This is a genomic window from Rhizobium sp. CSW-27 (genome assembly GCF_018760785.1).
In the GTDB taxonomy this organism is placed as follows: Bacteria; Pseudomonadota; Alphaproteobacteria; order Rhizobiales; family Rhizobiaceae; genus Neorhizobium.
Genome location: NZ_JAHHZO010000007.1, coordinates 201707 through 216976, shown reverse-complemented (window position 1 = coordinate 216976; position 15270 = coordinate 201707). Strand labels below are relative to the sequence as shown.

15 protein-coding genes are annotated in these 15270 nt (G+C 64.0%); 5 read left to right on the top strand and 10 right to left on the bottom strand.

Features of this window, described 5'->3' with window-relative positions; all coding sequences use genetic code 11:
• Positions 1 to 101 precede the first annotated feature (101 nt).
• From KLP42_RS15455 to KLP42_RS15415, 9 genes are all read right to left on the bottom strand, one after another.
• Complete coding sequence (locus KLP42_RS15455) at positions 102 to 941, bottom strand: Pnap_2097 family protein (RefSeq protein ID WP_215567639.1); 840 nt, start codon at positions 939 to 941, stop codon at positions 102 to 104.
• A 15-nt stretch (positions 942 to 956) separates the two neighbouring features.
• A complete protein-coding gene (locus KLP42_RS15450; protein ID WP_215567638.1) occupies positions 957 to 2231 on the bottom strand; it encodes an MSMEG_0569 family flavin-dependent oxidoreductase in 1275 nt (424 codons plus the stop codon).
• Positions 2232 to 2242: 11 nt separating this feature from the next.
• Positions 2243 to 2527, bottom strand: a complete 285-nt coding sequence (locus KLP42_RS15445) for an MSMEG_0570 family nitrogen starvation response protein (RefSeq protein WP_215567637.1) — start codon at positions 2525 to 2527, stop codon at positions 2243 to 2245.
• A complete protein-coding gene (locus KLP42_RS15440) occupies positions 2520 to 3683 on the bottom strand; it encodes an MSMEG_0565 family glycosyltransferase (protein ID WP_215567636.1) in 1164 nt (387 codons plus the stop codon). The genes KLP42_RS15445 and KLP42_RS15440 overlap by 8 nt, the downstream gene beginning before the upstream one ends.
• Complete coding sequence (locus tag KLP42_RS15435; protein ID WP_215567865.1) at positions 3680 to 4654, bottom strand: sll0787 family AIR synthase-like protein; 975 nt, start codon at positions 4652 to 4654, stop codon at positions 3680 to 3682. The genes KLP42_RS15440 and KLP42_RS15435 overlap by 4 nt, the downstream gene beginning before the upstream one ends.
• Before the next feature lie 2 nt (positions 4655 to 4656).
• Complete coding sequence (locus KLP42_RS15430) at positions 4657 to 5199, bottom strand: MSMEG_0567/Sll0786 family nitrogen starvation N-acetyltransferase (RefSeq protein ID WP_215567635.1); 543 nt, start codon at positions 5197 to 5199, stop codon at positions 4657 to 4659.
• Complete coding sequence (locus tag KLP42_RS15425; RefSeq protein WP_252193025.1) at positions 5196 to 6317, bottom strand: MSMEG_0568 family radical SAM protein; 1122 nt, start codon at positions 6315 to 6317, stop codon at positions 5196 to 5198. The genes KLP42_RS15430 and KLP42_RS15425 overlap by 4 nt, the downstream gene beginning before the upstream one ends.
• A complete protein-coding gene (locus KLP42_RS15420) occupies positions 6241 to 7302 on the bottom strand; it encodes a Nit6803 family nitrilase (RefSeq protein ID WP_215567634.1) in 1062 nt (353 codons plus the stop codon). Before KLP42_RS15420 ends, KLP42_RS15425 begins: the two co-directional genes overlap by 77 nt.
• A 65-nt stretch (positions 7303 to 7367) precedes the next feature.
• On the bottom strand, positions 7368 to 7850 hold the full coding sequence (locus KLP42_RS15415) for an MSMEG_0572/Sll0783 family nitrogen starvation response protein (RefSeq protein WP_215567633.1): 483 nt from the start codon (positions 7848 to 7850) through the stop codon (positions 7368 to 7370).
• Between the two features lie 393 nt (positions 7851 to 8243).
• Between KLP42_RS15415 and KLP42_RS15410 the strand changes: the two genes are divergently transcribed.
• Positions 8244 to 9647: an aminotransferase-like domain-containing protein gene (locus KLP42_RS15410; protein WP_215567632.1), complete on the top strand. Its 1404-nt coding sequence runs from the start codon at positions 8244 to 8246 to the stop codon at positions 9645 to 9647.
• Between the two features lie 52 nt (positions 9648 to 9699).
• On the opposite strand, the gene KLP42_RS15405 is transcribed toward KLP42_RS15410, so the two are convergent.
• Positions 9700 to 10410: a GntR family transcriptional regulator gene (locus KLP42_RS15405; RefSeq protein WP_252193024.1), complete on the bottom strand. Its 711-nt coding sequence runs from the start codon at positions 10408 to 10410 to the stop codon at positions 9700 to 9702.
• A gap of 232 nt (positions 10411 to 10642) precedes the next feature.
• Between KLP42_RS15405 and KLP42_RS15400 the strand changes: the two genes are divergently transcribed.
• Genes KLP42_RS15400 through KLP42_RS15385 form a run of 4 tightly spaced genes read left to right on the top strand, consistent with a single transcriptional unit; the run spans position 10643 to position 15188 of the window.
• A complete protein-coding gene (locus tag KLP42_RS15400) occupies positions 10643 to 12223 on the top strand; it encodes an ABC transporter substrate-binding protein (protein ID WP_215567630.1) in 1581 nt (526 codons plus the stop codon).
• 4 nt (positions 12224 to 12227) lie between these two features.
• Entirely contained in the window at positions 12228 to 13238 is a 1011-nt protein-coding gene (locus KLP42_RS15395; protein ID WP_215567629.1) for an ABC transporter ATP-binding protein, read from the top strand.
• A complete protein-coding gene (locus tag KLP42_RS15390) occupies positions 13235 to 14251 on the top strand; it encodes an ABC transporter ATP-binding protein (RefSeq protein WP_215567628.1) in 1017 nt (338 codons plus the stop codon). Before KLP42_RS15395 ends, KLP42_RS15390 begins: the two co-directional genes overlap by 4 nt.
• Before the next feature lies 1 nt (position 14252).
• The gene (locus KLP42_RS15385; RefSeq protein WP_215567627.1) at positions 14253 to 15188 is read left to right on the top strand and encodes an ABC transporter permease; all 936 of its coding nucleotides are present in this window, start codon (positions 14253 to 14255) and stop codon (positions 15186 to 15188) included.
• The last annotated feature ends 82 nt before the right edge of the window (positions 15189 to 15270 follow it).

Here is a 15270-nt window from a genome sequence, read left to right as displayed (position 1 = left end):
TCATGCGGCGTCTCGGCTGGCTGTCCGGTGCCGCCTGCCGGATGCTGGTCGACACCTCGCCTGCGACGGGTGCGACAGAACCGCGCCGCGATACGGTCAGACTATGCCGAGTGTTCCGCGCCGATCAGGATCCGGGCAAGCACCGCGCCATCTGCGCCGCTGATGCTGCATCTGTCGGCCCGATCGCCGTCTTCGGCCGGGTGAAGACCGATCGTCAGTTCCTCGCCCGCTTCGATATTGCCGAGAAACAGCATGGACATTGGCCGGTCGAGGCGCACGGCTGCGCTCTCCCCCTCCCAGGCGCAGAAGGCGCGGGTGACGAGGGCGGCAAACTCGGCGAAATAAAAGAGGCCTGCCCCGTTGAACTCCTCGAAGGCACAGGGACGGAAGCGCATCTGCCGTGCCATTGCCTGTCCCGCCGCAGGCCAGTCCCGGAGGGTGGCGATCTCGTGTGCAAGGAGACTGTCCCGAGGCTCACCGTCACTGCGGAAATGGCGAACCATAGCCCGGCGGATCGAGCGGTTCTCCTTCTCCTGACGGGCAACGAACACCGACTGCAAAACGACCTCTCCAATCGCGCGACCATTCACGAACAGCCGGTGCAGGCTTTCCATACGCGACCCGGAGACCGGATAAACCTCCGAGACAATGCCCAGGCGATCATTGGCGCCGGCTGCCGAAAGGCGCACATCCACCCGCATGGCGGAGATCGCCGCATAGGCCTCCCGCCCGTCGGGGGTGCAAAAATCCGGCACGGCAAGCCCCAGATGCCGGCCAAGCAGAAGCCAGTGCCGATGCCCGAGCTCCTTCAGCAGGAACGTGCGCGACAGGCCGAACGGCGTCAGATGCGGCATGCCGAGCAGCAGTTCGGGATGGAGCGCGTGGTCCACCGCGTCGGGCGCCGTGCGCCCTGCCACGGCAAGATGGTGTGGGGTCAACATGTCCAAGGCGAAACCTCAGGCATTGGCCGCACGTCGCGTCTCACCCAGCCGCTGCGGCAGGCAGGAGATGAGGTGATCCACCACATGTTCGGCATCCTTGGCGACGCTGAGGAAACGGCCGGAGCCCCAGGTCCACAGCCAGGGCAGACCCAGGACGTAGACGCCGGGCACACCGGTGACCCCCCGCCTTTGGACCGGGTAGCCGGTGCCATCGAAGATCGGGACGGCGGCATAAGACCAGTCGGGGGTAAAACCCGTTGCCCAGATGATGCTGGTGATGCCGGCCGCATCGAGGTCCAGTTCGGTCACCTCTGCCGCGGGCTCCCAAAGCGGCTCATAGACGCTCGGCGGCGGCGTCTTGATGGCATTTGTTTCGATGTGGCGATCGATCAGCGCGTTGATGCCGTTATAGACCCGGTCCGCCTCGTCGAGGTTGCGGCGCAGGTTCGGCTGGAACTGCATCCGGGCGCCATTTGCCGTATCGAAACGGCCATAAAGGGCCATGCCCTCCAACGCGAATTTGCGCAGGTCGATATCCCGCCCGCCATCTCGGCCGGTCAGATAATGGTTCGTGTCGTGCTTTTTCCTGGTCATCCCGTCATGCTCGACGGTGATCTCGTACTGGCCGATATCGGTCAGCCAGTCCACCACGTCGCGGCCCCGATAAAAACGGGCGCAGCGCGGTGCGTTGCCGGTGGCGAGATGCACCTTGCGGCCGGCCATATGCAGGTCCTCGGCGATCTGGCAGCCGGACTGGCCGGAGCCGACCACCAGCACGGCGCCCTCCGGCAGGCTCTGCGGATTGCGATAATCCGCCGTGTGAAGCTGCAGGATGTGGTCCGGCAGGCGCTCTGCCGCGCGCGGAATGAAACGGTCGGCGTAGAGGCTTGTCGCCAGGATCACCGCATCCGCCGTCACCGTGCCGGCGCTCGTTTCCACCCGAAAGCCCGAGGCCAGCGGCTCGACCAGACGCACATCGGTATGCTCGAAGATCGGCGCCTTCACCTTGGCCTTGAAGCGGTCGAGATAGGCAAGGATCTCCTCCTTGACCATGAACCCATGTGGGTCTGGTCCGTCATAGGGGTGGTCGGGGAGCAGGCACTGGTAGTTGGGCGTCACCAGGCAGAAGGCATCCCAGCGCTCGTCCTTCCATTTGTGCGCGGCCGTCTTCTTTTCGAAGACGACGTGGTCGATCCCGGCACGGCTTAAATAATGGCTGGCCGAAAGACCCGCCTGACCGCCGCCGACGACAACGGTGCTGTAGTGGCTCTTAAGAGGGGACATGGGCATTGGGACACCTTTCAAAGAATGAAACGCTTGACCGCGACCTCGGCAGAGGCGGCATCGAACGTTTTGGCGCGTTGTTCGATCGCGGCGAGCTGGCCGAGCGCCAGCGAGCAGGCATGGCCGTAACGGGCCTTCACCCGGTCGCTGGCAATCGTCAGGGACTCGCGACTGCGGGCGAGAAAATCCGCCAGCGGATAGGTTCGGCCTTCCTCGAAGAAGTCGCGGATGACGAGCGAGGGAGAATAACATTCCTCCTCCACGTCATTCGGCCAGACGACGATGAACCGCATTTCAGGCATGGACGGTCTCCTTGCTGCGCGCCGCCGCGCGATAGGCCGGCAGGTGGGCGGCCGCGACGTTTTTCCAGTCATGGCGGGCGGCCGTTTCAAACCCGGCGGCAATTCGGGCGCTCGACACGTCCGCGCGCACAGCGGACACCATGGCATCGGCAATCGAGGCAGCGCGGCGCGGGTCACACCAGAACGCAGCAGCCTCCGGCACGTATTCGGTAAACGGTGGCATGGACGACAGCACAACGGGCAGGCCGCTTGCCATCGCCTCCAGCACCACCAGACCGAAGCCCTCCTTCAGCGAAGCAAAAACGAGGGCATCCGCCATCCGGTAAAGCGCCGGCATCTCCGCGTCGGGAACAGCCCCGATCACATGCACCGCACTGGCAAGCAGGGGGCTGGACGCGAGCATCTCGTTGAAGGCGGATTGATAATCGTGATGATCAAGAAGCGATACGCCACCGGCGATGACCAGTTGGGCCGCAGGCAGCACGGCGCGTGTTTCCGCGAAGGCCTTCAGGATGTTGAGGGTGTTCTTGCGCGCTTCGATGCCGCCGACCGCGAGAAAGATCGGGGCACCGGTGATGCCAAGCCGGGTTCTCAGCCGCACATCGCTTTCGTCTTCCAGCCGCCGCAAGCGTCTGGCATCGACACCATTTCCGACGCAGGTCGCCACACGGCCCCTGTGCCGGAAATATTGCCTCCAGTGATCGCTCACGGTGAAAAGCCGAGAGGCCGCATCGATCGAACGGGCCTGCAGATCCATCAGCGTCGGATCGGCAAAGTCATCGACATGATGCACGGTGCGCAGAAAACCGTCGATGTGTCCACGCGCGGCAAGGGTTGCGAGTGCATTGCCCGAAATGCCGTCATGGGCATGGAAGAGATCGAAATCCCGCGTGCCACGCCGTTCGAAAAAGTGCACATAGTCCCGGATGCGCTGTTCGACCATCGCCGTCATCCCCGACATGGCTCTTTCGACGACAAAGGCCTGTGACGGAACCTTCGGCCTGCGAAAGAACCCTTTGCCGGTGGAATCCGGCGCAAACAGCGTCACCTCGTGGCCGAGTTCGGCCAAGGCCTCCGACAGATGCATGGCATGTACCACGCCGCCGCGTGGATTGGTGGAATGGGCAAGCATGGCAATGCGCAAAGGCCGGTTCATTCGGCAGCCTCCGCAAGGGTGAACTGCATCAACGGTTGCTCTCTATAATCGCGGATGATGGCCGTGCCCGCCGATGAGGTGACCCGGACCTTCGAGCCTTCGCCAATCGTGCCGATAGCGGCGGCAGTCAGATCTCGGCTGGCGAACAGAGCAAGCACATCGGCCACATGCACCTGCGGCACGGAGAGAATAAAACCGAAGCTCGGGAAGGTCGCGAGCCACCGGCCAAGGGTGACGCCTGCCGGGACCGGAATGGCCCCCAAGTCGATCTCGATGGCAACGCCGGAACATTCGGCGAGCATGATTGCCGTGCCGACGATCCCGCCCTGGCTGATATCCTTGGCCGCCTTCGACCAGCCGGCCTCGGCGATCTGCGGCAAAAGATCGAGATCGCCGCGCAGTCTTTCGGCAGGCGCCCGGGTCGCGGCCTCCCAGTTGTTGAAGGGTTCGCGGTAGCCGCCGCGGTGATCGATGACCGCCAGCAACCGTTCGCCGGGCCTGGCGTCGAAACTCGTCAGCAGTTTTTTTGCCCGCCCCAGAACAGCGACCGACAATTGCCCGCGATCGGTCTTCAGGTTGGTATGACCTCCAACGATGGGGACGCCGAAGGCGGCTGAAGCGGCCTTCATGCCGGCAAGAACCGGTTCGGCACCCTGCTCCCCCGCCGCCCAGAGGGCATCCACCACCGCGATCGGCCGGCCACCCATGGCGGCTATGTCGGAGAGGTTGACCATCACGCCGCACCAGCCGGCAAACCAGGGATCGCCGGCCACGAATTCGTTCATGAAACCCTCGATCGCCAGCAGCAGGAAGCCGTCGCCGTCGGCGATCGCCGCGCAATCATCACCCACCGCAATCGGTTGGCCGGCGAGACTGAGCTGTTGCGTGGCGACAGCAATATCGCGCTTGGCGGCGATTCCGGCACTTCCCCGCAGCGCCGACACGACCGCCTGAAACTCCTCCTGCGTCATCGTCATGCGGCCTTCCTCGGCAAGGCAACGAAACCGGCTTCCGGCGAAAAACAGGGCGGATAGTGTGAAAGATCCGCCTGCATGCGCAGATGCGGCTTGCCGTGGATCTCCACCTCCTCCAGCACACTCCAGTGCAGGCGGCGGAACAGAAGCGCGTTCTGCACCTGCACATGCGCGAGAAAGGTATGGGCGCCCATTGCATGCGCGGAGGAGACGGCAAGCCGGATCAGGGTAGCACCCAGCGCACCGATCTTGCGATAATCGCGGTGCACGGCCAGCCGAGAACCCCACCACAGCCCCGGCTCCGGCTCGTGGATACGCACCGTGCCGACAACATCGTCCGCCACCACACCGAGCATCGAGAGCGCGACGATCGGGATCGCCGTCTCGTCGACCGCATCGCGGTCGCTGCCGCGAAAAATCCCCTGCTCGCGGCAGAACACCGCCTGACGCAGGGCATGCGCCCGTTCCCGCTCCCAGGGGCAGGTGGCGAACTTCACCTGATATTCGGCAGCACGGAAAGCCTCTATCGGCTCGATCATCATGCGGTCAGCCTCCGTTCATAGGTGGACAGCGCCGAACAGGCACCGCACTTGCCGCAACCGGCCTTGATGTCGACGGCCTTCAGTCCGCTCGCCACCAGCATTTCCGACAGCGGTTTCAGGATCGAATGCATGAACTCCGGCGCTGGCGCCGCATGGCTTTCCAGCGGCGTGCCGGAAATCGGCACGAAGGGCACAACGAAAGGGTAGACGCCAAGCGCCACCAGCTTCTCGCTGATCTCGAGGATTGCCTCGCGCGTATCGCCCAAGCCGGCGAGGATATAGGTGGAGACCTGGCCGCGCCCGAACACCTTTACCGCCGCTTCGAACGAAGCCATGTATTTGGCGATCGAAACCTGTGCCTTGCCGGGCATGATGCGCGCGCGCACCTCCGGCGTCACCGCCTCCAGATGCATGCCGAGCGTATCGATGCCGGCCTCCTTCATGCGATCGAACCAGATGTCGTCTTCCGGTGGTTCGCACTGGCCCTGGATCGGAAGGTCAATCGCAGCCTTGATGGCCCTCGCGCTCTCCGCGAGAATGGCCGCGCCCCGGTCGTCCCCCTTCGGTGTGCCGGTTGTCATCACCATGTGTTTGACGCCGTCCAGTTCGACGGCGGCTTTGGCGACCTCTGCCAATTGCGCCGGGGTCTTGTGGGCAATGGTGCGGCCAGCCGCCAGCGACTGGCCGATGGCACAGAACTGACAGGTCTTCGTGCGGCTCTGGTAGCGGATACACGTCTGCAAAACCGTGGTCGCCAGCACGTCACGCCCGTGCAGCACGGCAATCTGCGAATAGGGAATGCCGTCAGCGGTGCTCAATTCGTAAAAGCGCGGCCGCAGGGGAAAACTCACCTCCCCCAGCACGCGACCATCGCGGCTGATGCGGCTTTTACCCTGCTCGTCCGGTTTTTCCACCAGATAGGGGCTCTCGAAAGCCGGTGCCGTATGCACCGGCACCATCACGGTCATGCCGTCGATCGTCAGCGCCTTGTGGTCGGAGGGACCGGCGCCGCCTCTTCGGCTCTCGTGCCCGGCTTTCGGATCAACGAGCCTCGCTCCGTAGGACTGCAACTCGTTGATCAGCGTTTCGGTCATTGGCGACGGCTGCAGCGTGTCCATCGGTCGTGCTCCCTGTGGCGGTATCGGTTTCGGTCGAGAAAGGGGGAAAGGTCGCAAGGCTCGTCACCATCGGCGCGGTTGGCCGGTTGTCGAGCGCCAGCGACAGAAGTTCGGGGCGTGCATAATGGCCAACGGAGTCCATCATCCGCTTGCGTTTCACGATCAGGCTCATGTCGAGATCGGCGACGAGGAGGCCCTCACCTTCGGTAATCGGCGGCGCGAGATGTTTGCCTTCCGGCGAGATGATGGCGGTCATGCAGCCGCCGCGCAGCGCCTTCTGCAGACCCTCGTCAGGCGTGATCGAACGGATCTGCTCATCTGTCAGCCAGCCGGTGGCATTAACGACGAAACAGCCGCTTTCCAGGGCGTGGTGACGGATGGTGACTTCCATCTGGTCGGCGAAGATCGGCCCCACCATGGAGCCCGGAAACTGCGCCACATGGATTTCCTCGTGCTGGGCCATCAGCGCATAACGGGCAAGCGGATTGTAGTGCTCCCAGCAGGCGAGCGCACCGATGCGGCCGACCGCGCTTTCAACCACTTTCAGGCCCGCGCCATCGCCCTGCCCCCAGATCATCCGCTCGTGGAAGGTGGGGGTGATCTTGCGGCGCTTCAGGATCAGGCGGCCATCGGCGTCAAACACCAGTTGTGTATTGTAGAGCGAGCCATGATCGCGTTCGTTGATGCCGAGCACCACGACCATGCCGGCTTCGCGGGCGGCAGACGCCACCGCGCGGGTGGCATCGGAGGGCACAGTGACGGCCTCTTCGTAAAGCCGGACATGCTCCTTGCCGGAAAGGACCGGCGGCAGCACGAAAGAGAAATAGGGATACCAGGGCACGAAGGTTTCCGGAAAGGCGATCAGTTCCACGCCTTGTGCCGCGGCGTCGCGGATCGTCTCCAGCACCCGCGCCAGCGTCTTGTCGCGCGCGGTGAGATCGGGAGAGATCTGGGCTGCGGCTACCTTGACGGTCTTTTTGTCCACGGTCGAATTCCTTGGCTTGTCATGGAAAAGCGGGACGCGGCGGATTGTCCGCGCCCCACAGCACGTCACAGCGTCCAGGTGTCGAGGATGAAGGCCCCGTCGCGGCGATGGATGAGGATCAGGTCGAGCACGTCGAGCGGGCTGATCGGCTTGATGCCCGGGATCAACGAGGGCTCGCCGTGGCCATAAAGCGCCTGCAGGGCAAAACGACACGCATAGACCTTGCCGCCCTCCTCCATGAAGCCCTTGATCTGGTTGTTGAAGTTGAGGTGACCCGGGAAGGCCTCGTCGCCGAGCTTGGGAAAACCCCGCTGCACGCCGAGCGTGACGCCGGGGCCATACAACAGCACCGAGGTCTCGAAACCCTTGCGCTTCAGGCGCTTGGCCTGCAGCAGGTTGACAAGACCGATGGAGCCTTCGAAGGCCACCGTATGAAAGGTGATGAGGGCTTTCTCGCCTTCCTTGGCCTGTACGTCCTCAAACACCTTCTCTTCATAATCGACAAAAAAATCCCCGGTTTCATGGGCTGGCTTCGTGACTGCGGGCATCCGTGGCTCCTGTGACTTAAAAAACTGGCTCCCCTCCTGGGGCACAGGATGTTTTGCAAGGGCCGTGCCAAATTGAATTTCACCAATAACCGATCAATCTATGTGCATATCCATTCATTTATGCATTCAATGAAAGCCCTTTCTTGAAAATACGGTTCAAGACTCGCGCAGTCACCCACCAAACTTGAGGCGATCTGCCACTTCCGTAACCCCGTCAATCTGCGAGCAATCCGCCGATCAGCAGTCCTTCAAGCCGCGCAGATGCATGATGATTGCGTTCTGTCATGCATCCGCAAGCTGGTCACGAGCACCGGGCAATCGGAGCCGGTTGAAAAGAGATGACAGCAATTGATCGCATCGATATACGGTCAATCAGAGAATGAGGGACAAAAGATGATGGAATGGATGCCGGACCTTCGGCGCAGCAGCAGCCCGCGCTATATGGCCATCGCGGACGTGATCGAGATGGACCTGCGCAGCGGTGTGCTTGTCGTCGGGGATCGCCTTCCCCCTCAGCGCGATCTGGCAAAGCGACTCGGCATCGACTTCACCACCGTCGCCCGCGGTTATGTCGAAGCAAAGAAGCGCGGCCTGATTGACAGCCATGTCGGGCGTGGCACCTTCGTGACCGGCGGACAGGACAAGGAACGCCGCGGTTTTGCGCTCGAGGCCGCACCGGACCAACGGCGATTGTCCGCCGCCGATTATTCCATGAACATGCCGCCTGAACCGGATGATCCGGACCTGATCGAGCGGATGCGCGAAGGGCTGTGTGCGGTCGCTTCCTCCATCGTGCCGCTGCTGCGCTACCAGGGTTTTGGCGGCGCGGAGATGGACAAGGATGCCGCTGCCGCCTGGCTTGGCCGGCGCGCGCTGGTTCCCTCGCAGGAGCGGATTTTCGTGACCCCCGGCGCCCATCCGGCGCTGCTTGCCATCCTGACGCTGCTCGCCAAACCCGGTCAGGTGATCCTCTCGGAAAACATCACCTATCCCGGCATCCGCTCGATTGCCGCGCAATTGCGGCTCAGCATGTGCGGCCTGCCGATGGATGAGCATGGCATCCTGCCGGATGCGCTGGCGCATGCCTGCGCGACACGATCACCGAAGGCGCTTTACCTGAACCCCACCCTGCAGAACCCGACGACGCTGACCATTCCGGTCCAGCGGCGTGAGGAAATCTGCGCGGTCGCCCGAAAGTTTCACCTGCCGATCATCGAGGACGACGCCTACGGTTTCATTCCGTTGCATGCGCCGCCACCGCTTGCCTCCATGGCGCCGGATCTCACCTGGCATATCGGTGGACTGGCAAAATGCATCGGCGCGGGACTGCGGTTGGCCTTCGTTGTGGCGCCCGACACGAAATCCGCCTGGCCCTTCGGCGCCGCCATGCGCGCCAATACGGTAATGGCCTCCCCGCTCAACACGGCACTCGCCACCCGCTGGATCGAGGACGGGACGGCGGACATGATCCTGCGTTTCATCCGCAAGGAGACCGAGGCCCGCCAGCAGATCGTTGCCAGTCATTTACGCGCTGGGAGCTACAGGGCCGATCCGCTCAGCTTCAACATCTGGCTGCCGCTGGCCGAAGGCTGGACCCGATCGACCTTCGCCTCGCATATGCGCCATACCGGCCTCGGAATCGTGGTCAGCGACGCTTTCACGGTGGAGCAGCAGCCGCAGGAAACCGTCCGCATCTGCATTGGCGGCCCCATTACCCGCGAAAAGCTGCACCACAGCCTGGAATTCATGGCGCATGCCCTGGAGGGCACCCCCGAAATGGCCGGCTCCTTCTTCTAGCCTTCTCGCCCCAAGCTTACGCCGCAAGGTCAATCGCCCGTCGGCAGGGGCGTCAGCCATCGGCGCTGCGGAACGACAAACGGATGCGCTGGCTGTTCATGACAGCCTTCTGGCATTCCAGCAGAATGCCGTTGTCGATCCCGCCCGTCGAATGAACCAGCAGCACCGGCGCATTGGCCGGGCTTTGCAGGAGGCTCGCCTCCCGCTCCGTCGGCAGCCGCGCTTCGACGGTGGTCGAGACGCGACGCAACTGCCCAAGCCCCTCGCGTCGGGCGACCAGCGTCAGCGAATTGGCCTCTTTAAGCTTTCGCTCGAGATCGTCGATAAGATCCGCGCGGATATGGCGAACCGTCAGGATGAAAGGCACCTCGTCTCCCAGGATCAGGTCGGTGGCTCTCAGGAGAGGATGACCGGTCTTGACCTTCAGGATCCGGGCGATGTCTTCGTCCGCCTCGGTGTACTCACTCTCCAGAATCCGGACGGCGGAGCGCACGCCCTGCCGGTCCAGAACATCGCGGAAACGCGAGGTGGCCTCCACCTCATAGGTCATTCCCCTCTGCATGACGAAGGAACCGCGCCCGTTCACGCTGCGGATCAGGCCTTCCTGCGACAGCGCCAGATAGGCGCGCCGCACCGTGTTGCGGCTGACGCCATATTCCTCCGACAGATCGAATTCAGGCGGCACCTTGCTTCCCGCCTGCAATTCTCCCACCAGAATGGCCTTCTTCACTGCCTGATAAACCCTGAACCACTGCGGCTCCATCAATCGTCCCCGACCCCTCGAATTTCATAGCTGTACCTACAGCTGTCATGTGCAGTTCACAATGACCGCTTATTAAAATTCGCATGCGGCGGGCACACGAGAAGCGTGCGTATTCCGCCGGACAACGAACATCATCGTCCCTTTTTCGCCGACGCTTGAACACGCCGGACGCGGTTGCCCGCGTTCTTGCGGCTCGTCCCCTTTTGCTTGCCATTTTCAGAAGGTCAAGAAAATGACTGGAATCACCCGTCGCCACCTCATGTCCCTTTCGGCTGCCTCCACGGCCGCCTTTGCCATGCCGCGTTTCGCCGCGGCACAGGCCGCCGACCGCCCCGCCGTGACCGTTGCCGTTCAGCGCATTTCCAACTCCAACACCTTGGAAATGCTGACGGAACAGTCGAATGTCGGCGCCCGCATCTACACGAGCTATGCCGAAACCCTGCTCGGCAATGACTGGATCGGCGACATGTCGCTGCAGCCGCAGCTGGCCACCGGCTGGAAGCGCCTCGACGATCTGACCGTCGATGTGGACCTGCGCGAAGGCGTGAAATTCCACAATGGCGACGTCATGACGGCCGAGGACGTGGCCTTCTCCTATGGCCCCGACCGGATGTGGGGCGGCGGAACCGTGGAGGTTCCCGACAATGTCAAGGCGGTGGCCCGCCAGGCACTGCCCGCCTTCGAGCGGATCGAGGTGCTCGGCCCGCACAAGATCCGGCTGCACAATGCCTCGATCGACCCGGTTCTGGAAGGCCGCCTGTCTGCCTCGATCGGCATGATCGTCAGCAAGCGTGCCTTTCTTGAAGCCAGGAGCTGGATGGACTGGGCGCGCCAGCCTGTCACCACCGGTCCCTATTCGGTCACCGAATACAAGCCGGATTCCGTGCTGACGCTTTCCGCCTTCGACGACCACTGGGAAGGCCGCCCGCCGCTACGCCAGATCCGCTTCGTCGAAACGCCGGAAACCGCCTCCCGCATCAACCTGCTGCGCTCCGGCGGCGCCGATTTCGCCTGCGACATTCCTCCGGACCAGATCGCGACTGTCGAGGCCGACAAGCGCTTCAAGGTTGTCGGCGGACCGATCAACAACACGCGCTATACGGTATTCAACAAGTCGCATCCTGTGCTCGCCAATCCGCTGGTGCGCCAGGCGCTGACCCATTCCGTCGACCGCGAGCTGATCGTCGAGTCCCTGTGGAGCGGCCGCACCGAAGTGCCGCGCGGCCTGCAGTGGACCTTCTATGGCGACTTCTACATCGCCGACCACGAGAACCCCGCCTACGACCCGGACAAGGCGCGGGCGCTCTTGCGCAAGGCCGGCTATAATGGCGAGCCGATTCCCTACCGGGTGCTCAACGACTACTATACCGCCCAGACGGCGACCGCCCAGATCAACACCGAAAACTGGCGTTCGGTGGGCCTAAACATCAAGCTGCAGATGGTGGAAAACTGGGGGCAGATCAGCGAAGGCGGCCCGGAAACCCGCGGGATCCACGACTGGTCGGCGGCCGCCAGCCTGCCGGACCCGTACGTGCAGATGTCGGGTTCCTGGGGACCGCTCGGCTCTCCCTGGAAGAGCAACCAGTGGCGCAACGAGGAATTCGGCAAGCTGTCGCAGGAACTCGGCTCCAGCACCGATCGCACCCGCCGCATCGCGGTGTGGCGCCGCATGCTGCAGATCATCGAGATCGAGGATCCGGCCTATGTGGTGCTGCACCGCAACGCTTCCTTCACCGCCAAGCGCGCCGATATCAAGTGGACACCGTCGCAGTCCTTCGTCATGGATTTCCGTCGCCACAACTGGAGCGCCTGAGGTCATGGCCTTCGTCGAGATCCAGAACCTCTCGGTCGCCTTCGGCCGCTCGCCGGCCTTGCGGGGCATCAATCTGGCGGTCGAGCGCGGCGAGGCGGTCGGGCTGGTGGGCGAGTCCGGTTGCGGCAAGTCCATAACCTGGCTTGCAGCACTTGGCCTGCTGCCGTCTTTGGCAACGGTACGCGGCTCCGTTCGCATCGATGGCACCGAGATTCTCGGTGCCCCGAAGGCACGGCTGGAGCCGGTGCGCGGCGGACGCATCGCCATGATCTTTCAGGATCCGGCGGCAAGCCTCAATCCCGTCCACCGTATCGGGCGCCAGATCGGCGAGGCGCTTGGCCTGCATCGCGGCATGACCGGGGAGCGGGCGAAGGCAGAGGTCATCCGCCTGATGGATCAGGTCGGAATCCCCGATGCGAAGAACCGCATCAATGCCTATCCGCACGAGCTTTCCGGCGGACAGAACCAGCGCGTGATGATTGCCATGGCGCTGGCCGGCCAGCCGGAGCTTCTGGTGGCGGACGAGCCGACCACGGCGCTGGATGTGACCATCCAGGCACAGATCCTCGATCTCCTGACCACGCTCCGGCGCGACACCGGCATGGCGCTGGTGCTGATCTCGCATGATCTCGGCGTAGTCTCGGAAACCTGTTCGCGCATCGCCGTGATGTATGCCGGCCGCATCGTGGAGGAGGCCCCGAGCGGACAGATCTTTACCCATCCGAACCACCCCTATACGCGCGGGCTGATGGGAGCCCTGCCCCCACTCAGCGGCGCGCGCCACCGGCTGGTCGCCATTCCCGGCAGCGTGCCGGAGGCCGCGCAGATGCCGCAGGGCTGTGCCTTCGCGCCCCGCTGCAGCGCGGCAACCGGCCGCTGCACAGAGGTGGATCCCGTGCCGCTGCCCCTGACGCAGGATCATAGCGCTGCCTGCATCCATGCGCGGCCATACGCCCAGGCAGGCCAGCCGTTGCACCATCATGCGGCAACCACGCGCGAAAGGGCCATGCAATGAATGCCGGCACGGCAGATCTGCTGGAGGCGCGTGATCTGGCACGCAGCTATACGGTGCGGCGTGGGCTGCTGGGGCGGCCCACCCTCGTGCGGGCCGTCGATGGGGTTTCGCTCACCGTGGCGCGCGGCGAAACGCTGGGCCTGGTCGGCGAATCCGGTTGCGGGAAATCCACCACCGCGCGGCTGGTGCTGGGCATCGAGCCGACGGACACGGGGTCTGTGACGTTCGATGGAGGCGCGATGCCGCGCAGCGGCACGGCGGCCTGGGCACATCTTCGCCGCCGCATGCAGATGGTTTATCAGGATCCGCTGGCAGCTCTCGACAGGCGCCTGACGGTCGGCGTGCAGATCGCCGAGCCGCTCGATATCCACCGCATCGGCACCGCGGCCGAACGGGAGGAACGGGTTGCTGCGGTGATGGCGGAGGTCGGTCTGCAGCCGCATCACGCCGCCCGGCACCCGCAATCGCTCTCCGGTGGGCAACGCCAGCGCGCCGTGATTGCCCGGGCACTGGTCACCAATCCGGAGCTTCTCGTCTGCGACGAGCCGATCAGCGCACTCGACGTTTCGATCCAGGCGCTGGTGCTGAACCTGCTCGGCGACCTGCAGGAGCGGCTCAAGATGGGCATGCTGTTCGTCAGCCATGATCTGAGGGCCGTTCGCCAGATCAGCCAGCGCGTCGCGGTGATGTATCTGGGGCGCATCGTCGAGGAAGGCGATCCGGATGCGGTGCTGCACGATCCGGCTCACCCTTACACACAGGCGCTGGTCTCGGCCATTCCGCATCCGGGCAAGACGACGACCCGCGTCATCCTTCAGGGTGATCCGCCCAATCCCGCCAATCGCCCGACCGGCTGCGCCTTCCATCCACGTTGTCCGGTCGCCACTCCAACCTGCCGCACGCAGGCGCCGGAACTGAAGCCACGCCGCAGCGACGGCCGGCGCGTTGCCTGTCACGTCGCGCACGGGGAGGCGGCCGCCGCCCGCGCTCCCGCTTCGCTGGAGACCTGCTGACATGCTGCATTACCTTCTCTCCCGGTTGCTCCGCGCCGCCGTCAGCATCATCATGGTCGTGACCTTCGTTTTCGTCGTGCTGCGCATGTCGGGTGATCCGGCCATGGTGATCATGGGCGCCGATGCGCCGCCGGAGGCCATCGACGCCTTCCGGAAGGCCTGGGGCCTCGATCAGCCGCTATGGATCCAGTATTTCTCGTTTTTCGAGGCGATCTTCAGCGGCGAACTCGGCCGCTCCATGCGCGATGGCCGCGATGTCCTGTCGGTCGTGCTGGAGCGGGTTCCCTCGACGCTGGCACTGACCGTGCCGGCCTTTCTGGTGAACCTCGTCGTCGGTGTTCCGGCCGGTGTCTATGCAGCACTTCACCGCAACTCGCTGATCGACCGCTGCGTCATGGTGATGGCGGTGACGGGCTTTGCCGTTCCATCCTTCATCCTGGCCATGCTGCTGGTGCTGATCTTCTCGGTCAATCTCGGCTGGCTGCCTTCTGCCGGGCAGGACAGCTGGCTGAATGCCATCCTGCCGATTGCCACCATGGGCTTCGGCGGCGCAGCGCTTCTGGCGCGCTTCACCCGCAGCGCCATGCTGGAGGTGCTCGGCCAGCCCTATATCCGCACGGCCAGCGCCAAGGGCCTGCCCTGGTCGGCCGTGGTCTGGCGTCACGCGCTGCAGAATGCGGCCATTCCGACCATCACCATCATCGGCTTCATGCTGGGCGGTCTGGTTGCGGGCGCCGTCGTCGTCGAAAGCGTGTTTTCCTGGCCGGGCGTCGGCCGGCTGCTGGTCATCTCGGTCGCCAACCGGGATCTCGGCGTCGTGCAGGCCATCGTCCTGATGATCGCCATCACCATGGTCGCGGCGAACATGATCGTGGATGTGCTCTATGGCCTGGTCGACCCGCGCATGCATGGGCAGGCAAGGCCGGCGCGCCGCTGATGCCCCTCACCGTTTCAAGCCCGCCCCGTCTCCAGCCGAAGTGTCCCTGAAGGAGCCCGAACATGGTCGATACCATCTCCTC